The 20,623-nt window shown below is 66.4% G+C and carries 20 protein-coding genes; all 20 read left to right on the top strand.

The window, feature by feature from the left end:
* Positions 1-84 precede the first annotated feature (84 nt).
* The 20 genes from flgB (at position 85) to rpoN (ending at position 20,613) form a co-directional block, all read left to right on the top strand.
* A complete protein-coding gene (gene flgB, locus CLM74_RS10660) occupies positions 85-480 on the top strand; it encodes a flagellar basal body rod protein FlgB (protein ID WP_025879110.1) in 396 nt (131 codons plus the stop codon).
* Between the two features lie 3 nt (positions 481-483).
* A complete protein-coding gene (gene flgC / locus CLM74_RS10655) occupies positions 484-891 on the top strand; it encodes a flagellar basal body rod protein FlgC (protein WP_025879109.1) in 408 nt (135 codons plus the stop codon).
* A gap of 23 nt (positions 892-914) precedes the next feature.
* The gene (locus CLM74_RS10650) at positions 915-1,598 is read left to right on the top strand and encodes a flagellar hook capping FlgD N-terminal domain-containing protein (RefSeq protein ID WP_025879108.1); all 684 of its coding nucleotides are present in this window, start codon (positions 915-917) and stop codon (positions 1,596-1,598) included.
* Between the two features lie 32 nt (positions 1,599-1,630).
* A complete protein-coding gene (gene flgE / locus CLM74_RS10645) occupies positions 1,631-2,854 on the top strand; it encodes a flagellar hook protein FlgE (protein WP_032974827.1) in 1,224 nt (407 codons plus the stop codon).
* A gap of 32 nt (positions 2,855-2,886) precedes the next feature.
* On the top strand, positions 2,887-3,636 hold the full coding sequence (locus CLM74_RS10640; RefSeq protein ID WP_025879106.1) for a flagellar basal body rod protein FlgF: 750 nt from the start codon (positions 2,887-2,889) through the stop codon (positions 3,634-3,636).
* Positions 3,637-3,739: 103 nt separating this feature from the next.
* The gene (gene flgG / locus CLM74_RS10635) at positions 3,740-4,525 is read left to right on the top strand and encodes a flagellar basal-body rod protein FlgG (protein ID WP_025879105.1); all 786 of its coding nucleotides are present in this window, start codon (positions 3,740-3,742) and stop codon (positions 4,523-4,525) included.
* Positions 4,526-4,547: 22 nt separating this feature from the next.
* Positions 4,548-5,240 carry a flagellar basal body L-ring protein FlgH gene (gene flgH / locus CLM74_RS10630; RefSeq protein WP_025879104.1) on the top strand — a complete coding sequence of 231 codons (693 nt, stop codon included), beginning with the start codon at positions 4,548-4,550 and terminating at the stop codon, positions 5,238-5,240.
* 8 nt (positions 5,241-5,248) lie between these two features.
* Positions 5,249-6,385: a flagellar basal body P-ring protein FlgI gene (locus tag CLM74_RS10625; protein WP_105164985.1), complete on the top strand. Its 1,137-nt coding sequence runs from the start codon at positions 5,249-5,251 to the stop codon at positions 6,383-6,385.
* A gap of 1 nt (position 6,386) precedes the next feature.
* Entirely contained in the window at positions 6,387-7,580 is a 1,194-nt protein-coding gene (gene flgJ / locus CLM74_RS10620) for a flagellar assembly peptidoglycan hydrolase FlgJ (protein WP_025879102.1), read from the top strand.
* An 8-nt stretch (positions 7,581-7,588) separates the two neighbouring features.
* The gene (gene flgK / locus CLM74_RS10615; protein ID WP_032974829.1) at positions 7,589-9,469 is read left to right on the top strand and encodes a flagellar hook-associated protein FlgK; all 1,881 of its coding nucleotides are present in this window, start codon (positions 7,589-7,591) and stop codon (positions 9,467-9,469) included.
* Positions 9,466-10,668 carry a flagellar hook-associated protein FlgL gene (gene flgL, locus CLM74_RS10610; RefSeq protein WP_033831049.1) on the top strand — a complete coding sequence of 401 codons (1,203 nt, stop codon included), beginning with the start codon at positions 9,466-9,468 and terminating at the stop codon, positions 10,666-10,668. Before flgK ends, flgL begins: the two co-directional genes overlap by 4 nt.
* Before the next feature lie 471 nt (positions 10,669-11,139).
* The gene (locus tag CLM74_RS10605) at positions 11,140-12,360 is read left to right on the top strand and encodes a flagellin (protein ID WP_025879099.1); all 1,221 of its coding nucleotides are present in this window, start codon (positions 11,140-11,142) and stop codon (positions 12,358-12,360) included.
* A gap of 72 nt (positions 12,361-12,432) precedes the next feature.
* Positions 12,433-13,599 carry a flagellin gene (locus tag CLM74_RS10600; RefSeq protein WP_105164009.1) on the top strand — a complete coding sequence of 389 codons (1,167 nt, stop codon included), beginning with the start codon at positions 12,433-12,435 and terminating at the stop codon, positions 13,597-13,599.
* Positions 13,600-13,685: 86 nt separating this feature from the next.
* Complete coding sequence (locus tag CLM74_RS10595) at positions 13,686-14,906, top strand: flagellin (RefSeq protein ID WP_100436245.1); 1,221 nt, start codon at positions 13,686-13,688, stop codon at positions 14,904-14,906.
* 443 nt (positions 14,907-15,349) lie between these two features.
* Positions 15,350-16,768, top strand: a complete 1,419-nt coding sequence (gene fliD, locus CLM74_RS10590; RefSeq protein ID WP_059064144.1) for a flagellar filament capping protein FliD — start codon at positions 15,350-15,352, stop codon at positions 16,766-16,768.
* Positions 16,769-16,897: 129 nt separating this feature from the next.
* Positions 16,898-17,314, top strand: coding sequence for a flagellar export chaperone FliS (gene fliS / locus CLM74_RS10585; protein WP_025879005.1), 417 nt, complete (start codon positions 16,898-16,900; stop codon positions 17,312-17,314).
* Positions 17,311-17,604 (top strand): hypothetical protein, encoded by a 294-nt coding sequence (locus tag CLM74_RS10580; RefSeq protein WP_025879004.1) that lies wholly within the window; start codon positions 17,311-17,313, stop codon positions 17,602-17,604. The genes fliS and CLM74_RS10580 overlap by 4 nt, the downstream gene beginning before the upstream one ends.
* The gene (locus CLM74_RS10575) at positions 17,601-18,179 is read left to right on the top strand and encodes a PilZ domain-containing protein (RefSeq protein ID WP_025879003.1); all 579 of its coding nucleotides are present in this window, start codon (positions 17,601-17,603) and stop codon (positions 18,177-18,179) included. Before CLM74_RS10580 ends, CLM74_RS10575 begins: the two co-directional genes overlap by 4 nt.
* A gap of 91 nt (positions 18,180-18,270) precedes the next feature.
* Positions 18,271-18,903, top strand: a complete 633-nt coding sequence (locus CLM74_RS10570) for a response regulator transcription factor (RefSeq protein WP_025879002.1) — start codon at positions 18,271-18,273, stop codon at positions 18,901-18,903.
* Between the two features lie 300 nt (positions 18,904-19,203).
* Complete coding sequence (gene rpoN / locus CLM74_RS10565; RefSeq protein ID WP_025879001.1) at positions 19,204-20,613, top strand: RNA polymerase factor sigma-54; 1,410 nt, start codon at positions 19,204-19,206, stop codon at positions 20,611-20,613.
* Positions 20,614-20,623 lie beyond the last annotated feature (10 nt).

Raw genomic sequence — 20,623 nt, 5'->3', positions numbered from 1 at the left:
ATGCCCGGCGAGCGCGATGTTGCGCACCACGGTTCTGGCACACCGCTTGCAGCTTCCCGGGCAACGTTCCCGTGGGAGTGCACCGTGCGCAACCTGATTACCGACTACCTGGGCGTCCATGCCCAGGCAATGCCGTTGCGCGAACAGCGCATGAAGCTGATCGCCAGCAACCTCGGCAATGCCGACACCCCCGGCTACAAGGCCCAGGACCTGGACTTCGATTCGGCCCTTCGCCATGCGCAGGGGCTGGATGCCAACGGCCTGATGACCACCACCAACGAGCAGCACTACGAAATCGGTAGTGGCCTCAACCCGTTCCAGGTGGCCCGCGAGGGCGTACAGCCCAGCATCGACGGCAACACCGTCGACCCCGATGCCGAACGCGCCGCCTATGGCCGCGCTGCACTGGAATACCGCGCTTCGCTGAGCTTCGTCGAAAGCAAGGTGCGTTCCATGCTCACCGCGATCACGGGGCAATAAGCCATGAGCAACCTGCCGATCTTCGATATCGCCGGCTCCGCGCTGCAGGCGCAGTCGGTGCGCATGAGCACCATCGCCTCCAACCTGTCCAACGCTGACAGCATCGCCGGCTCGGCCGACGCGGTGTACAAGCCGCTGGAACCGATCTTCCAGGCGGTCACCAGCAAGACCGATCCGAACATCACCTCGGTGCAGGTCAAGGAGATCACCCAGAGCAACGCGGCGCCGATCAAGCGCTACGAGCCGGGCCATCCGCTGGCCGACGGCGATGGCTACATCTACCAGCCCGACGTCGATCCGGTGGCGCAGATGGTCAACCTGATCTCGACCTCGCGCAATTACCAGGCCGGCGTGGAGATGTTGACCACCGCCAAGGAACTGGCCCTGGCCACCCTGACCATGGGCCGCTGAGGCCCGCTGCACCGGACACCGCCATGACCACTGCCGTCAACAACCAGAGCAACCAGGACGTCTACGCCGCACTCGGCCTGAACGCCCCCAACAGCAACGCCACCAAGAAGAAGAACACGCTGGACCAGGCCGATTTCCTGCGCCTGATGACCGAGCAGCTGCAGCACCAGGATCCGCTGAAGCCGATGGACAACACGCAGATGGTCTCGCAGATGGCGCAGATGTCGACCGTGCAGGGCATCACCGATCTGAACAAGTCGGTGAAGGGCTTCCAGGAGTCGATGGCCAGCGACCAGGTGCTGCGTGGCGCTGCCCTGGTCGGCCACCAGGTGCTGGTGCCGTCGGAAAAGCTGGTGCTGGAGAAGGAAGGTTCGGTGGAGGGCACGGTTGCCGCGCCGGCCGCCGGCATCGTCACCGTGGACGTCACCGACGCCAACGGCGCCAAGGTCACCTCGATCAGCGTTGAAGCCAAGGCCGCCGGCGAGACCGCGTTCACCTGGGATGGCAAGGATGCCAACGGCAAGCGCATGGAGCCGGGCAAGTACAACATCGTCGCCAACCACGTCGACACCACCGGCAAGAGCACCAAGCTGTCCACCTTCGTGCAGGCACCGGTGGAAAGCGTGACCGTCGGTTCCGACGGCCTCTACCTGAACCTCAAGGGCCTGGGCACGGCCCCTCTCGACTACGTGCTCCGCGTCAGCTGAGCCGCACCTACCGCATCCAACAGGAGCATCCCATGGGCTTCAACATTTCCCTGTCCGGCATCAACGCTGCCAACTCGGACCTGAGCGTCACCGCCAACAACGTGGCCAACGTCAACACCACCGGCTTCAAGCAGTCGCGTGCGGAATTCGCCGACCTGTTTGCCGCCACCAGCTACGGCCTGTCCAAGAACGCGATCGGTTCGGGCGTGCGCGTCTCCAACGTGGCCCAGCAGTTCATCCAGGGCAACAACGAGCAGACCGGCCGCAGCCTGGACATGGCCATTTCCGGTGAGGGCTTCTTCACCATGAACATGAACGGTGCACGCGTGTACTCGCGCGCCGGCAACTTCCAGACCGACGCCGCCGGCTACGTGGTCAACCCGCAGGGCGCACGCCTGCAGGTGTTCGCTCCGAACGCCGACGGCACCAACTTCGACGCCGGCCGCCTGGTCGATCTGCAGCTGCTGACCACCGACAGCCCGCCCAAGCAGACCAGCGAGGTCAAGGTCGGCTTCACCCTGCCGGGCAATGCCAAGCAGCCGACGGTGACCACCTTCGACCCCACCAATTCCAACAGCTACAGCCATTCCAGCGGCGGCATCACCGTGTATGACTCGCTGGGCGTCAGCCACACCCAGGTGTCCTACTTCGTCAAGGAAGCGGCCACCAACGCCTGGACGGTGCACAACTACGTCGATGGCCAGCCGGCCGGTACGCCCACCCCGCTGACCTTCGACAACGCCGGCAAGCTGACCGCACCGGCCAACGGCAAGATCAGCCTGGGCACCTTCACCCCGACCACCGGCGCCGGCGTGCTGAACATGACGCTGGATGTGAGCGGCTCGACCCAGTACGGCGAGAAGTTCGCCCTGCGCAACACCCAGCAGGATGGCTACGCGGCCGGCAAGCTCAACGAGATCACCGTTTCGGAAACCGGCGTGGTGTTCGCCCGCTATTCCAACGGCGACGACAAGCCGCTGGGCCAGGTTGCACTGACCAGCTTCAACAATCCGCAGGGCCTGGAACAGAAGGGCAACAACCTGTGGGTGGAGACCTTCGATTCGGGCACGCCGCGCACCGGCGCCGCCGACACCTCCAACCTCGGCAAGATCCAGGCCGGTTCGCTGGAATCCTCCACCGTCGACCTGACCGAACAGCTGGTCAACATGATCACCGCGCAGCGCAACTTCCAGGCCAACGCGCAGATGATCACGACCCAGGACCAGATCACCCAGACCGTCATCAACATCCGTTGATGACCTGCTGACCCTGTCACGGAACTCCCCGCATGGATAAAGCCCTTTACGTGGCGATGACCGGTGCCCGCGCCTCCCTGCAGGCGCAGGGAACGCTCAGCCACAACCTCGCCAACTCGGACACCCCCGGCTTCAAGGAAGCGCTGGCCAACACCGAAGCCTTCCCGATCCGTGGCCCGGGCTTTGCCTCGCGGGTGGATGCACTGCATGTCGATGCGGGCTTCAACCGCACGGCCGGCGCGCAGCACATCACCGGCAAGCCGCTGGACCTGTCGTTGCAGACCGGCACCTGGCTTGCCGTGCAGTCCACCGATGGCAGCGAGGCCTACACCCGTGGCGCCGCACTATCGGTGACCCCGAACGGCCAGCTGGTGACCTCCAGCGGCCGTCCGGTGCTGGACGACAACAACAACCCGATCGCGATTCCGCCCTACCAGGCGATGGAGATCGGCAACGACGGCACGATCTCGATCATCCCGCAGGGCGAAGGCCCGCAGACGATGGCGATGATCGGCCGGATCAAGGTGGTGCAGGCGCCGGATGATCGCCTCGAACGCGGCCTGGATGGCCTGTTCCGCAATACCGATCCGCTGCAGCCGTTCGCCCAGGCGCAGGGCACGGCGGTGCACAGTGGCCAGCTGGAAGGCAGCAACGTCGATGCCGCCGGCGCGCTGGTGCAGATGATCCAGCTGCAGCGCCAGTACGAAATGCAGGTGCAGGTGATCAAGCACGGCGATGACAACGCGCGCAGCGCCAACAGCCTGTTGCGCCTGGGCAGCTGACGGAATTCCGGCACCGGCCCGCGCCGGTGCTGGCACGCCGCTTGCACTCCCTACCCCATGGGCCGCACCGCGCGGCCGGCTTCACCCAGACAGGACTCCGAAGATGAACCAGGCATTGTGGATCGCGAAAACCGGACTGGATGCGCAGCAGATGCGCATGTCGGTGGTTTCCAACAACCTCGCCAATACCAACACCACCGGCTTCAAGCAGGACCGCGCCAGCTTCGAGGACCTGTTGTACCAGCAGGTGCGCCAGCCCGGCGGTTCCTCTTCGGCACAGACCCAGCTGCCCACCGGCCTGCAGATCGGCACCGGCGTGCGCGTGGTGGCCACCGCCAAGAACTTCGAACAGGGCAGCCAGCAGCAGACCGGCCGCGCGCTTGACGTGATGGTCAACGGCCGCGGCTTCTTCGAAGTGCAGATGCCCGACGGCAGCTCGGCCTACACCCGCGACGGCTCGTTCAAGATCAACCAGGACAGCGAGCTGGTCACCAACAGCGGCTACCCGGTGCAGCCGGGCATCCAGATTCCCGAAGGCGCGCAGTCGGTGACCATCGGTACCGACGGCACCATCAGCGTGAAGATGGCCGACGGCGCGGCATCGGTGGAAGTCGGTGCATTGACCCTTACCGACTTCGTCAATCCGGCGGGCCTGCAGGCACGTGGTGAAAACCTGTTCCTGGAAACCACCGCCTCCGGCCCGGCGCAGAACGGCAATCCCGGCCTGAACGGCCTGGGCACCGTGGTGCAGGGTGCGCTGGAAGGCAGCAACGTCAACGTGGTGGAAGAGCTGGTGTCGATGATCGAAACCCAGCGCGCTTACGAAATGAACGCCAAGGCGATCTCGACCACCGACTCGATGCTCGGCTACCTCAGCAACAAGCTCTGACCGCCCTCACCGGGAAACTGCCATGTCGCCCCTTTCTTCCTTCGCCCGTACTGCCCTCGCCTGCGCCGTGGCTGCCCTGCTCGGCGGCTGCGTGATCGCTGGCGACGTGCGCCCCTATCCGACGATGGCGCCGTTGCAGCCGATCATGCCGCCGCAGGCCGAACCGACCGCCGGCGCGATCTACGCCGCCGGCCCGACCCTGCAGCTGTATTCGGACCGCCGTGCGCGCGATGTCGGCGACCTGCTGACCATCACCCTGCTGGAAAACACCACCGCGCAGACCAGCGCCAACACCGCCACCAACAAGGAATCGAACCTGAGCCTCGGCACGCCGTCGATTCTCGGCGCACCGGTCACCCTGGGCGGCAAGGACATCCTGAGTGCAACGGCCAAGGGCGCACGCGATTTCACCGGCAAGGGCAACAGCGCGCAGAGCAACCGCCTGCAGGGCAACGTGACCGTGACGGTGGTGCAGCGCCTGCCCAACGGCAACCTGGTGGTGCAGGGGCAGAAGAACCTGCGCCTGAACCAGGGTGATGAGCTGGTGCAGGTACAGGGCATCGTGCGCCCCGGCGACATCAGCGCGGACAACACCGTGCCTTCCAGCCGCGTGGCCGAAGCGCGCATCGTCTATGGCGGCCGCGGCCCTGTCGCGCAGTCCAACGCGATGGGTTGGCTGAGCCGCTTCTTCAACTCCGGCCTGACGCCGTTCTGAGTATGGCCATGAAACTCTCCTTCTCTTCTTCCTGGCAGCGACGCGCAGCGTCGCTCTACTGTGCCGTGTTCATGGTCTTTGCGGTGGCCGCTCCCGCCAGCGCCGAGCGCATCAAGGACCTGGCCCAGGTGGGTGGCGTGCGCGGCAATGCACTGGTGGGTTACGGCCTGGTGGTCGGCCTGGATGGCAGCGGCGACCGCACCAGCCAGGCGCCCTTCACCGTGCAGAGCCTGAAGAACCTGCTGGGCGAGCTGGGCGTCAACGTACCGGCCAACGTCAACCCGCAGCTGAAGAACGTGGCGGCGGTGGCAATCCACGCCAAACTGCCGCCGTTCGCCAAGCCCGGCCAGCCGATCGACATCACCGTGTCCTCGATCGGCAACGCCGTGTCGCTGCGCGGTGGCTCGCTGCTGATGGCGCCGTTGCGCGGTGCCGACGGCCAGGTCTACGCGATTGCCCAGGGCAACCTGATCGTGGGCGGCTTCGGTGCACAGGGCAAGGACGGTTCGCGCGTCTCGGTGAACGTGCCCAGCGTCGGCCGCATCCCCAACGGTGCGACCGTTGAGCGCGCCCTGCCCGATGTGTTCGGCGCCAGCGGCGAGATCACCCTGAACCTGCACAACAGCGACTTCACCACCATCTCGCGGATGGTCGGTGCGCTCAACAATGCCTTCGGCGAGGGTTCGGCGCGTGCCGTGGACGGCGGCACGGTTGCCGTGCGTGCGCCCACCGACGCCGGTGCGCGCATCGGCCTGCTGGCCCGTATCGAAAACCTGGAACTGACCCCGGGCGCCGCACCGGCCAAGGTAGTGGTCAACTCGCGTACCGGCACCGTGGTCATCGGCCAGCAGGTGCGTGTCGGCCCGGCCGCGATCTCGCATGGCTCGTTGACGGTGACCATCCAGGAAAATACCAACGTCAGCCAGCCCAACGCCTTTGCCGGTGGCCAGACCGTGGCCACGCCGCAGTCGACCATCACCGCTACCAACGATGGCAGCCGGATGTTCAAGTTCAACGGCGGCACCACCCTGGACGAGATCGTGCATGCGGTGAACGCCGTTGGCGCGGCACCGGGTGACCTGATCGCGATCCTGGAAGCACTGAAGCAGGCCGGCGCCCTGAGCGCCGAGCTCGAGGTGATCTGACATGCGCATCACTCCCGCATTCGAACTCAGCCCGGCCCAGCAGAACGACCCGGCCAAGATCGACAAGGTCGCGCGCCAGCTTGAAGGCCAGTTCGCGCAGATGCTGGTCAAGAGCATGCGTGACGCCAGCTTCGGCGATTCGCTGTTCCCGGGTGAAAACAAGATGTTCCGGGAGATGTACGACCAGAAGATCGCCGAGGCGATGACCCGCGGCAAGGGCCTGGGCCTGTCGAGCATGATCACCCGCCAGTTGTCCGGCGCGCAGGCCGATGGCCCGGCGCTGGATACCCGGGTGGACCCGGCCAAGGCCAGCCGCGCCTACCAGCTCAATGCGCCCGCGGCGCCGTCGCTGCCGCTGCAGGACGCCGGCCAGGCCGTGCGCATGCTGCAGCAGATGGCGGCCGGTGTGCAGGATGGCGCGCAGTCCTCCGTCGCCCCGATGGAGCAGGCGCTGGACCTGATTGCGGGCCGGGAAAGCAGCGGCATGCACCGTTCGCTGGGTACCGACGATCCCTATGCCGGTGCCATCGGTGGCGCCGATTGGGCCGCTGCCAGCGACCAGTGGGCGCCGACCGCCAGCAACCGCGGCAGCAGCGGCACCCCGGCCGATGCACTGGCCACGCGCACCGCCGTCGCCCAGTTGGGCGCGCACACCCCGGAAGGCTTCGTCGCCAGCATCTGGCAGCACGCACAGAGCGCGGCCAAGGAACTGGGCGTGGACGCGCGCGCCCTGGTTGCCCAGGCAGCGCTGGAAACCGGCTGGGGCAAGCGCCAGATCAAGCATGCCGATGGCAGCACCTCGCACAACCTGTTCGGCATCAAGGCCACCGGCTGGAAGGGCCAGAGCGCTACCGCCGGCACCCATGAGTACGTCGATGGCGTACGCCGCAACGAGACCGCCAGCTTCCGCGCCTACACCTCGCCCGCAGAGAGCTTTGCCGACTACGTGCGCCTGCTGAAGACCAGCCCGCGCTACCAGCAGGCGCTGCAGGCCGGCACCGATGTGCAGGGCTTCGCGCGCGGGCTGCAACGCGCCGGCTACGCCACCGACCCGCGCTACGCGGCCAAGATCGCCGCGATCGCCGGCGGCCCGACCATCGAGCGCGCCGTGGCCGCCGTGGCCGACGCCGGCTCACGCATCGGCCAGACCTTCGCCAGCACCGCAACCGCGGCGCTGGGTATCACCCGTCGTTGAGGAACCCCATGTCCAGCGTACTTTCCACCGGTACCAGTGCCCTGCTCGCCTTCCAGCGTGCGTTGGCCACCACCAGCCACAACGTGGCCAACCTCAACACTCCCGGCTACAGCCGGCAGAAGGTCGACTTCGCCACCGCCACCCCGCAGAACTACGGCTATGGTGACGTTGGCAACGGCACCCGCATCGTCGACATCCGCCGCGCCGCCGACCAGCTGGCGATCTCGCGCCTGCTCGACAGCGGCGGCGAACTGGCACGCCTGAAGCAGCTCTCGGGCATGGCCGACCGGGTCAATGCCCTGTTCTCCGACGCGGCCACCAACGTGGCCGGGGTCTGGTCGAACTTCTTCGATACCGTCAGCGGCCTGTCCTCCAACGCAGCGGGTACTGCCGACCGGCAGAACATGCTCGATGGCGCCAAGGCCCTGGCCAACCGCTTCAGCCAGCTCAACACCCACCTGAACAACCTCAATGGCGAGGTCAACAATGGATTGATGGCCGGTGCCACCGAAGTCAACCGGCTGGCGTCGGAGATCGCGCAGATCAACGGTGCCATCGGCACCAACATCGCCAACGCCGCGCCCGACCTGCTGGACCGCCGCGACCAGCTGATCTCGCAGCTGGTGGGCTACACCGGCGGCACCGCGGTGATCCAGGACGGCGGCATCATGAACGTCTACACCGCCGGCGGCCAGGCGCTGGTGGTGGGTACCACCGCATCGAAGGTCACCACGGTGGCCGACCCGTACCAGCCCGAGCGCCTGCAGCTTGCGCTGCAGACCCAGGGCGGCACCATCACCCTGGACCCGAAGGCCGTGGGCGGCCAGATCGGCGGCCTGCTCGAGTTCCGCGACACCGTGCTGACCCCGGCCCAGGCCGAACTGGGCAAGCTGGCTGTGGGCCTGGCCGAGACGTTCAACAGCACCCATCGCCAGGGCGTGGATCTGTACGGACAGATGGGCGGCGACTTCTTCAACATCGGCACGCCGCGTGTCACCGGCAATGCCGGCAACACCGGCACCGGCGCGATCACCGCCAGTTATGGCGACCTCGGCAAGCTGGAAGCACAGAACATCGTGCTCAAGTTCGATGGCAGCAACTGGGCCGCCAGCCGCGCCGACACCGGCGCCAGCGTGCCGCTGACCGGCACCGGTACCGCTGCCGACCCGTTGATCATCAACGGCGTGAAGCTGGTGGTGGGCGGCACCCCGGCGGCCAACGACCGCTTCCTGCTGCAGCCGACAGCTGGCGTGGCTGGCAGCCTGGAGATGGCGATCACCGATCCGTCGCGCATTGCCGCGGCCGCCGCCATCAAGGGCGCTGCCGCACTGGCCAACACCGGCACCGGCAAGCTGAGCGGCGTGACCGTGACCGATGCGGCCAACGCCAACCTGCGCAATCCTGCTGCGATCGTGTTCACCTCGGCCACCACCTACACCATCGATGGCGGCCCGCCGCAGACCTATACGCCCGGGCAGACCATCAGCGCCAACGGCTGGAGCTTCGTGCTCGATGGCGTGCCGAAGAATGGCGACACCTTCAACATCACCCCGACTCCGGCCGGCTCGTCGGACAACAGCAATGCCACCAAGCTGTCCAAGGTGGAATCGGCCAAGGCGTTCAACGCCGGCACGGTGACCCTGGGCGGCGCATTGGGCGGGCTGACCACCCAGGTCGGTGCAGCAGCGCGTTCGGCGGAGTATTCGCTGGGCGCGCAGCAGGTGATCGCCGACCAGGCACAGGCAGCGCGTGACGAAGTGTCCGGCGTCAACCTCGATGAGGAAGCGGCCGACATGCTGCGCCTGCAACAGGCCTACCAGGCCGCCTCGCAGCTGATCTCCACCGCCGATTCCATGTTCCAGACCATCCTGGGAGCCGTGCGCCGATGAGCAACCGCATCTCCACCGGAATGATGTACAGCCAGTCGGTAGCGCTGATGATGGCCAAGCAGGCCAAACTCAGCCATCTGGAACAGCAGATCGCCACCGGCAGCAAGATCGTCAGCGCCAAGGACGATCCGGTCGCCGCAGGCGCTGCGGTGGGCCTGGACCGCAGCCTGGCCGCACTGGAACGCATGAAGCTCAATGGCAACAACGTGCAGAACCGCCTGGGCGTGCAGGAAAACACCCTGGCCCAGGTCAACGACCTGATGGCGCGCGTCAACGATCTGACCATCCAGGCCAGCAATCCCGCCTTGAGTGCGCCCGACAAGAAGACCCTGATCACCGAGTTGAACCAGATCCGCGAGGGCCTGCTGTCGCTGGCCAACAGCAGCGACGGCACCGGCCGCTACGTGTTCGGCGGCACCAACGACAGCGATCCGCCGTTCGCCAAGATTGACGGCAAGGTTGTCTATCGCGGCGACCAGACCCAGCGCCAGGTGGAAGTCGGCCCGGATACCTACGTGCGCGACGCCCTCCCCGGCAGCGAGATCTTCCTGCGCATCCCCACCGGCGATGGCTTCGTCGATGGCAGCGCAGCGGCAGGCAACGCCGGCAACGGCGTGCTGACCAATATCACCCGTGATGGCAGCGACAGCTGGAACGGGCAATCGTTCAGCGTGCGCTTCACCGCAGCCGATCAGTACGAAGTGCTGGACGGCGCCGGCAACGTAACCGGCACCGGCACTTACAAGGCCGGCAGCGAACTGGAGATCAATGGCGTTCGCCTGCAGATCGCTGGCGCGCCAGCAACAGGTGACAGCTTCAACGTGCAGGCCGCCAGCAGCCGCGACATCTTCGGCACCATGGACAAGCTGATTGCCGCACTGGATGCCGATACCGGTACCCCAGCGAAGATGGCCGCGCAGCAGAACGAGCTGCAGAGCGCATTGCGTGATGTCGGCCGCGCGGCGGAACGGATGATCGATTCGCGCGCTGCCGGTGGCGCGCAGCTGAAGGCGCTGGACAACGCGGCGGAGATGCGTGAGGCCAACGGCGTGACGCTGAAGACCACGCTGTCGGAGATGCGCGACCTGGACTACGCCGATGCGTTGAGCCAGTACCAGCTGGAAAGCACCGCGCTGCAGGCGGCACAGACGCTGTTCTCGCAGATGCAGTCGATGTCGCTGTTCAACAAGATCCGCTGATTCCACGCGCCAGCGCTGGAGCCCAAGGCCGCGATGCCCTGCATCGCGGCCTTTTTCGTTTCGGCGGTCATGTACCGCTGCGCTCGCCGGGCATGGCCCGGCGCTACCGAAAGGTTGGCCATGCCCGGCAGATGTTCCGAAGGGTTGGCCCTGGTAGCGCCGGGCCATGCCCGGCGGATGTTCCGAGATCGCCCATCAAGCCCAGCCGGCCCCCGCCGATACCTTCATCAGCGTGGGTTGGGCATGCCCGACCGCCCCTACCAGGGGTGGCCTTGACGCTTTTCCAGGGCGGAAATCCCCGGAAAAACAGCTTTCAGCGACGAAATTCGGTTGCAACGAAATTCCCGGCTAAAGGTTGTTGACAAAGCGCCGTTATTCATTTGGCAACGGCGAAGCACACAGCCAAACAAAAAAATCAGGCGGCGCTTCGTTTCATTCACCAACGGGTTCCACATAAGAGGAGACGACCCCATGGCACAGGTAATCAACACCAATACGATGTCGCTCAACGCTCAGCGCAACCTGAGCACCAGCGGCAGCTCGCTCGCCACCACCATCCAGCGCCTCTCGTCCGGCCTGCGCATCAACAGCGCGAAGGACGACGCCGCCGGCCTGGCCATCAGCGAGCGCTTCACCACCCAGATCCGTGGTCTGGACGTGGCCATCCGCAACGCCAACGACGGCATCTCGCTGGCCCAGGTGGCCGAGGGCTCGCTGAACGAAGTGGGCAACAACCTGCAGCGCATCCGCGAACTGGGCGTGCAGGCCTCCAACGCCACCAACTCGGCCAGCGACCGCAAGGCGCTGCAGGCTGAAGTGACCCAGCTGGTCAGCGAAATCGACCGCGTCGCCAAGCAGGCCGACTTCAACGGCACCAAGCTGCTGGACGGTTCGTTCACCAGCCAGCTGTTCCAGGTGGGCGCCAACGCCGGCCAGGCCATCGCCATCAACAGCGTGGTCAACGCCAAGGCCGATTCGCTGGGCGCGGCCAGCTTCGCCAACGTCTACACCGGCACCAGCCTGGCTGCAGCCGACAAGGCCACCGCCGATACCACCTACTCCGGCCTGCAGATCTCGGTGACCCCGCCGGGCGGCGCCGCCACCACGGTCACCGTCAGCGACTTCACCGTGAAGGCAGGCGAATCGATCACCTCGGCCACCGCGGCCGCGATCAACAACAAGCTGGGCGAAACCGGCGTGGTCGCCTCCGTCAACGCCGGCGTGGTCAGCCTGGCCTCGGTCAAGGACGGCCAGACCTTCGCTCTGGGTGTCAGCGCGGCGACCCCGCCGGCCGGCGCCACCGCCGCCACCATCGCCGGCCTGGGCCTGACCGAGACCAGCACCAACGGCGGCACGCTGACCGGTGCAACGGCCAGCTTCGTCAAGGACCTGAACGTCACCACGGCCGAAGGCGCACAGAAGGCGATGTCCATCGTCGACAAGGCCCTCGAATCGGTCAACAGCGTGCGCGCCGACCTCGGCGCGATCCAGAACCGCTTCACCTCGGTGGTCGCCAACCTGCAGACCTCCTCGGAGAACCTGTCCGCATCGCGCAGCCGCATCCGCGATACCGACTTCGCCAAGGAAACCGCCGAGCTGACCCGCACCCAGATCCTGCAGCAGGCCGGTACGGCCATGCTGGCCCAGGCCAACCAGGTACCGCAGAACGTGCTCAGCCTGTTGCAGCGCTGACATGAGCCGCCCCCGGGGCACGTCGGGGGCGTCTAACCCAACTCACGTGCAACCGCTCAAGGACCTCTCCTCATGGCACAAGTAATCAACACCAACACGATGTCGTTGAATGCTCAGCGTAACCTGAGCACCAGCGGCAGCTCGCTGGCCACCACCATCCAGCGCCTGTCCTCCGGTTCGCGCATCAACAGTGCCAAGGACGATGCGGCCGGTCTGGCGATCTCCGAGCGCTTCGGCACCCAGATCCGCGGCACCGACGTGGCCATCCGCAATGCCAACGACGGCATCTCGCTGGCACAGGTCGCCGAAGGTTCGCTGACCGAAATCGGCAACAACCTGCAGCGCGTCCGCGAGCTGTCGGTGCAGGCCTCCAACGCCACCAACTCGGCCAGCGACCGCAAGGCGCTGCAGGCCGAAGTGACCCAGCTGGTTTCGGAAATCGACCGCGTCGCCAAGCAGTCGGACTTCAACGGCACCAAGCTGCTGGACGGCTCGTTCTCTAGCCAGCTGTTCCAGGTCGGCGCCAACGCCGGTCAGGCGATTGCCATCGACAAGACCATCGATGCCAAGGCCAATGCCCTGGGTGGCGCACAGTTCGTCACCGGTACCATTGCTGCTCCGACCCTGTCCGGTACCCCGGCCACCACCGCTGACATCGCAACCTTTACCCTGACCAGCGCTCAGGGCACGGTCACCTTCGATGCACTGAAGGTCGAGAACACCGATGCCGCTGGTGCAGGCAAGGCGCTGGCGACCCACATCAACGCCAAGATCGGCGAAACCGGCATCCTGGCCGAGGCCGATGCTACCGGCGCACTGACCCTGACCTCGGTCAAGGACAGCGTCAAGGCAGACGGCACTCTGGTACAGCTGGCTTCCACCGGTGGCGTGACCGTTGCCGGCAATACGACCGTGCCGGCCAAGCAGTACGCCGACAAGATCGATGTGTCCACCGTGAAGGGTGCACAGCAGGCGATGGAAGTGGTCGACAAGGCACTGGGCGCGATCAACAGCACCCGCGCCGACCTCGGTGCCGTGCAGAACCGCTTCACCTCGGTCGTTGCCAACCTGCAGACCTCCTCGGAGAACCTGTCGGCGTCGCGCAGCCGCATCAAGGACACCGACTTCGCCAAGGAAACCGCTGAGCTGACCCGCACCCAGATCCTGCAGCAGGCCGGTACGGCCATGCTGGCCCAGGCCAACCAGGTGCCGCAGGGCGTGCTCAGCCTGCTGCGCTGATCCGCACCTTGATCGACCACCGGGCGGCGGCTGAGCTGCTGCCCGGTTCCTGAAATACGTTCCACCTTCGCCAAAGGAAAAGCACCATGGCACAAGTCATCAACACCAACACCATGTCCCTGAATGCTCAGCGCAACCTGAGCACCAGCGGCAGCTCGCTCGCTACCACCATCCAGCGCCTGTCCTCCGGTTCGCGCATCAACAGCGCCAAGGACGATGCGGCCGGCCTGGCGATCTCCGAGCGCTTCGGCACCCAGATCCGCGGCACCGACGTGGCCATCCGCAATGCCAACGACGGCATTTCGCTGGCCCAGGTCGCCGAAGGTTCGCTGACCGAAATCGGCAACAACCTGCAGCGCGTCCGCGAGCTGTCGGTGCAGGCCTCCAACGCCACCAACTCGGCCAGCGACCGCAAGGCACTGCAGGCCGAAGTGACCCAGCTGGTTTCGGAAATCGACCGCGTCGCCAAGCAGTCGGACTTCAACGGCACCAAGCTGCTGGACGGTTCGTTCTCCAGCCAGCTGTTCCAGGTCGGCGCCAACGCCGGCCAGGCCATCGCCATCGACAAGACTATCGATGCCAAGGCCAACGCCTTGGGCGGTGCGCAGTTCGACGCCGTGACCTTCACCGTAGGCGCGCCGGCTGACGGCACGACGGGCCTGAAGGTCGCCGGCATGACCATCACCAACGCCTCGGGCGCAGCGGTGGCCATCGATGGCATCGACATCGCCGCACAGGGCGGTGCAGACGGCACCAAGACCCAGGACGCCGCCACCAAGGCGATGGTTGCTGCGATCAATGCCAAGATCGGTGAGACCGGCGTGCTGGCCGAGATCGACACCGCCGGCGGCGGCAAGATCAACCTGAGCTCGGTCAAGGACAGCGTCGACAAGAACGGCGCCTTCCTCGGCATCGCCGTGGAAACCGGCACCTGGACCGGCGTTGCCGCTGGCCCGGCCGACATCGCCGCCAGCACCACCGCAGGTGCCAAGAGCTTTGCGGACAAGATCGACGTGTCCACCGTGAAGGGTGCGCAGCAGGCGATGGAAGTGGTCGACAAGGCCCTGGGTGCGATCAACAGCACCCGCGCCGACCTCGGTGCGATCCAGAACCGCTTCACCTCGGTCGTTGCCAACCTGCAGACCTCCTCGGAGAACCTGTCGGCGTCGCGCAGCCGCATCAAGGACACCGACTTCGCCAAGGAAACCGCTGAGCTGACCCGCACCCAGATCCTGCAGCAGGCCGGTACGGCCATGCTGGCCCAGGCCAACCAGGTGCCGCAGGGCGTGCTCAGCCTGCTGCGCTGATCCACGGCAAGAAGGCGCCGCTACCGTCGGGTTGAACCGACGGTAGCGGCAACCCGACAGCCACGGCGTACTCAGGTGCCGGCCATGCCCGGCCCGGGAAGCTTCCCGAACCGGCTTGGCATCGCCCGCCCCTGCGGACCTCTCTTTCAGCGTTGTGCATGTTGACTGTACGTACCGGGCGGCTTCGTCTCCCCCCGATTGTCAGTAGCCTGATCCCTCCCCTGCATTGGGGGAGGGTTTTTTACAGACCCCCGGCAGCCCGCGGTGAACCCACCCGCGCCCTGCCCCAGGCCTCCTGCAACCGGCGTGCCAGAACCGCCCCACCGGCCAGTGGCACGGCGCATGCATCAACGAAGTCCTCAAGACCCAGCGGCGCAGGCCGCTATTTTCGTTGACGACGGGCCGCCGTACGACGGCCAGGCCCGTATACCAGGAGAAACGACGTGGCAGACTTTGGATACGGTGGCATTGGCTCAGGGCTGGACATCTCCAGCATCGTCAACCAGCTGGTCGCAGCGGACCGCAAGCCGGCTGACAATGCGCTGAACCTGCAGCAGTCCAAGACCAAGATGCAGCTGTCGTCGCTCGGCACGGTCACCTCGGCCTTCGACAAGCTGAAGACCGCCCTGACCGCGTTGAAGGCCACCACCGCCTTCGACACCCGTACCGTCAGCGCAACCGGCAAGGCCGGCCCCAACAACGCCGACGATGTGTTGACCGCATCGGTGGCGTTGTATGACCTCGGCACCAGCAAGGCGGCCGCAGCCAACGGCACCCACAAGGTCGAGGTGAAGAACCTGGCGTCGGCGCACAAGCTGATCGCCGACACGTCGGTGCCCAAGACCGATACATTCGGTGCCGGAACCTTGACGCTGACCGTCGGCGTGGGCGACAAGGCCAAGACGATGAACGTGCAGGTGGAGGAAGGCGACACGCTTACCACCGTCCGCAACAAGATCGACGCCGCCGGCCGCAAGGAAGGCGTGCAGGCCACGCTGATCAGCTCCGGCGACAACCAGTACCTGTCCATCGCCCAGGAAAAGACCGGCGCGGCCAGCGCGATCAAGCTGGAATACGCCGGCAGCGATCCGAAGCTGGGCGCACTGGTGGGCAGCCTGAAGGAAAACAGCCCCGCCAAGGATGCAGTGCTGACCATTGACGGCGTGGAAGTGGTGAGTGCCAGCAACACCGTGACCGACGCGGTGCCAGGCCTGACCCTGAACCTGAAGGTGCCGGGCCTGAGCACCGTCACCATCAGTACCGACACTACTGCCGCAACCAAGGTGATGCAGGAGTTCGTCACCGCCTACAACGCGGCCATCGCGGCGATCAACACCGAAACCAAGTACGACGCGAAGACCAAGGAAGCCGCCGCACTGACCGGCGATGCGCAGATGCGGGGTGCGATCGCGCAGCTGCGCTCGACGATGTCCGGTGTGCTCAAGGACCTGGCAGGCGACCAGCTGGATGCCAAGGCACTGGGCCTGCAGACCCGCGGCTATCCCAACGCCGATGGCACCCTGGTGCTGGACAGCACCAAGTTCGCCGCAGCCCTCGCCGCGCAGCCGGAGAAGATCCGCCAGGCGGTCACCGGCGATACCGGTGGTGCCGGCCGGCTGTATTCACTGGTGGACGGCTACGTCAGCACCACGGTTGGCAAGGAAGGCGCCTTCGTCGCCCGCACCAAGGGGCTGAACACCACGCTGGACAACATCGACAAGCGCCGCAAGGACCTGGACGCACGCATGGTCGGTGTCGAAGCCCGTTACAAGAAACAGTTCGTGGCATTGGACAGCCTGATGGGCAAGCTGCAGCAGAGCAACACCGCCCTGCAGCAGCAGCTGGCCCAGTTGAACCGCTGAGGAAACACGCACGGCGCTCAAGTTTGGCGCCGTACGCACCGATAACGGACGCAACAGCAATCATCGCAGTGCCGGCGTCAACGGTCCCTTCGACCGCACCCCGGCACCCCGCGCAAGGGAGAATCACGAATGTACGGTTCCAGCCGTCAGTACGCCGAGCAATACCGCCAGGTGGGTGTGACCAGTGCGGTCGCCGATGCCGATCCGCACAAACTGGTGGCGCTGCTGCTGTCTGGCGCGCTGGAGCGCGTGCGCCGTGCACAGGCCACCCTCGACCAGGGCGACCAGGCCGGCAAGGGCAAGGCGATCGGCGAAGCATGTGCGATCGTCGCCCACCTCAACGGCTCGCTGGACCATGAAGCCGGCGGCGAAATCGCCGGCAACCTGTCGGCGCTGTACGACTACCTGCTGCAGCGCCTGACCGAAGCCAACCTGCACAACGACCGCGCCGCGCTGGACGAATCGCTGCAGCTGCTGGGCGAGATCGACGGTGCCTGGAATGCCATTCCGCACGAACAGCGCCGTCCCGCGGCGGTGGCGCCATGAGCCTGCTTGAACTCAACGCGCAGCTGGATGCCTTCGAGAAGGCCCTCGACGAAGAGGCCTTCGAACAGGCCGACAGCCTGCTCGATGGCCATGACAGCACCCTGCACGCACTGCTGAGCCAGCCGCTGGGCAGCGCCGACCACGCGCCACTGTCGGCCCTGCTGGAACGCCAGCAGAGCCTGCTCGGCCTGCTGCGCCAGCGTCGCGACGCAGTCTCCGTGCAGATGCAGGACGGCCGCCGCTCCCTTCGCGCCGCGCATGCCTACCTGCAGGCAGAATCGCTGGCATGACCGTGCTGCCGACCACGTCCCTGCACCACCCGGCTGAAAGCGAGCTGTTCGACGAAACGCTCAGCTGTGAACTGGCCCTGCCCGCCGAGTTCCAGGCCGGCAGTGCAGTGGGCCGGACCAGCAGTGCCGAAGGCCTGCTGCGCAGCCTGGCACTGGTCGAAGACAGCCGCATCGACGAACACGAGGAACGCAGCGAAGCCAGCCTGCAGCTGCAGCGCCTGGAAGCCAAGGTGGACCTGACCATGGTCCTGCTCGGGCGCCTGATCCGCCAGCAGGGCCAGGAACCCACGCTGCGCCCGGTGCGCTGGTCGCGCCGAGGCATCCGCCTGCAGCTGGGCCCACGCAGCGGCAGCACGCCCGGCCAGGCCGGCGTTGTCCGCCTGCAACCCAGCGACTGGCTGCCCGACCATATCGACCTGCCGGTGGAAGTCATCGCCGAAGCGGCCGATGGCGGTGGTGGTCACTATCTGTGGCTGCGCTTCCATCGCCTCGGCGATGGCCTGGAAATGGCGATGGAGCGGCATCTGTTCCGGCTGCACCGCCGGCAGGTGGCCGAGGCCCGCCGCGCACGCTGAAATCTGCCACCATGCAGGCGGACGGACAGCCCTTGGCGTGCCCGTTCAGCTAAGTTAAGGTGGATACCCCTCCCCAACCTCCAGCGTGCCTGTGCGAGTTCTCATCGTCGACGATCACACCCTGGTTCGCGCCGGCCTGGCGCGGCTGCTGCAGGGGTTTGCCGACGTGCAGCTCGTCGCCGAGGCCAGCAATGCCGAACAGGCACTGCAGATGGCCCTGCAGCACGCACCGGACGTGGTGTTGATGGACCTGTCGCTGCCCGGCCGTACCGGCCTGGAAGCGCTGAGCGACATCCGCCTGCGCGCACCCGGCACGCGCATCGTGATGATGACCATGCACGACGACGCCGCCCACGTGCGTGATGCCCTGGATCGGGGTGCCGTCGGTTTCGTGGTCAAGGATGCCGCACCGCAGGAGCTGGAACTGGCGCTGCGTGCCGCGCATGCCGGCCAGGTATTCCTGAGCCCGCAGATCTCGGCCAAGATGCTGGCGCCGATGCTCGGTCGCGAAAAACCGACCGGCATTGCCGCACTGTCGCCGCGCCAGCGCGAGATCCTTCGCCGCATCGGCAAGGGCGAGAGCAACAAGGAAATCGCCGCCGATCTTGGTATCAGCGTCAAGACGGTGGAGACCCATCGCGCACGCATGATGGAATCGCTGGGTTGCCGTCGCGCCAATGATCTGCTGCTGCTGGCCGCGCGCCACCAGCACGAACTGGAATGACGTCCCCGCGTCGGCGGTAACGCCGCAGCGCCACTGGCAGGGCTGGCGCCGAAATACCGTCACCCACGCGCATCCCGACGGGATTCCGTACAGCACGCACGACCTGCCGCCGTGGCCGCTGACCACGAATCAATGACTTGGTGCGCGTAATCGTCAAAATCCCGCGCTTATGTAGGGATTTTCCCTACACGGTGTCGGGAACACCACCAGCACCCTCAGGAACCCCCCGATTCCGCCCTTGCCGGATCAAAAGCAAGATGTGTTCCACAAGGCGTCGGGGAGCGGCGCCGGGGAACCACGATGAAGGCTTCACTCTCGACCCAGCTGGGCCAACAACTTCACCTCACCCCGCAGTTGCTGCAGTCGATCCGGCTGCTGCAGCTCGACGGCCTGCACCTGGAACAGGAAATCCAGCGCCTGCTGGACTCCAATCCGCTGCTGGAAATCGAAGACGCCGAAGCGCCCGCCGCCGAAGCTACCGATCCGGCCACCACCACGCTGGATACGGCCGCGTTCGACGAACTGCCCGAATCCTCGATGTGGGAGGTGTCCGGCGCCAACTGGCAGGACGGCGACGACGACCGCATGGCGCGCATCGCCGCTGGCGAGTCGAGCGACCCGCAGCTGCGCGTGCTGCAGCGCCTGGCGCTGGACCTGGACGAGCACGAACTGGCCGTGGCCGCCTTCTGGCTGGAACACTGCGACGATGCCGGCTACCTGCAGGCACCGCTGGCGCAGCTGCAGCTGCTGGCCAGCGCGCAGTTCGACATCGATGCCGACGGCGTTGAAGCCGTCCGCCAGCACCTGCTGCAGGGCGAGCCGGCCGGCATGGCGGCGCAGGATCTGCGCGAATCGCTGCTGGCCCAGCTGTGCAGCCTGCACGGCGTGGTGCCGGCCCGGCATCTGGCCGCGCGCATTCTGCAGGGCGCGCTCGACGCGTTGGCCGCGCACGACTACCCCGCCCTCGCCCGTCAGCACGATGCCGAGATCGAGGACGTGCGCGAAGCCGTCCGCCTGATCCTGTCGCTGCAGCCGCGCCCGGGCGACAGCCTGCTGCCCGAGCGCAATGCAGTGGTGGTGCCGGACGTGGTCGCCTGGCACGCCGACGAACAATGGAAGGTGGCGCTGAACCCGGCCACCAGCCGCAGGGTGTCGATCAACAGCCAGTACGAACAGGCTCTGGCTGACAGCGGTGAGGCTGCGCCGGCCCTGCGCGAGATGCTGCAGGAGGCACGCTGGTTCAGCCGCGGCCTGTCGATGCGTTACGACACCCTGCTGCGCACCGCGCGGGTGATCGTCGAGCGCCAGGCAGCCTTCCTGGTGCGTGGCGAGGAAGCCATGGCACCGCTGACCCTGAAGGAAGTGGCCGAAGAAATCGGCATGCACGAATCCACCGTTTCGCGCATCACCACCGGCAAGTACCTGCAGACCCCGCGCGGCACCTTCGAACTCAAGCACTTCTTTGCCGTGCGCCTGGAAGGGGCCAGCGTGTCCGGCCAAGCGGTCAAGGCCATGGTCCGCCGCCTGATCGACGCCGAACCGGCCGGACGCCCGCTGGCGGACGAGGCCATCGCTGGCCTGCTGTCCCGCCAAGGGGTGAACATTGCCCGTCGAACCGTCGCAAAATACCGCGAACAACTGGATATCGCCCCGGCCCGCGAACGGCGCCGGGTCAACGCCAGGCAACCGCAGCTGGCCCGGGTGGGCTGAAAAGGATGTT

The sequence above is a fragment of the Stenotrophomonas sp. MYb57 genome, from assembly GCF_002966815.1.
GTDB lineage: Bacteria > Pseudomonadota > Gammaproteobacteria > Xanthomonadales > Xanthomonadaceae > Stenotrophomonas > Stenotrophomonas indicatrix.
This window is presented reverse-complemented; position numbering and strand designations above follow the sequence as displayed.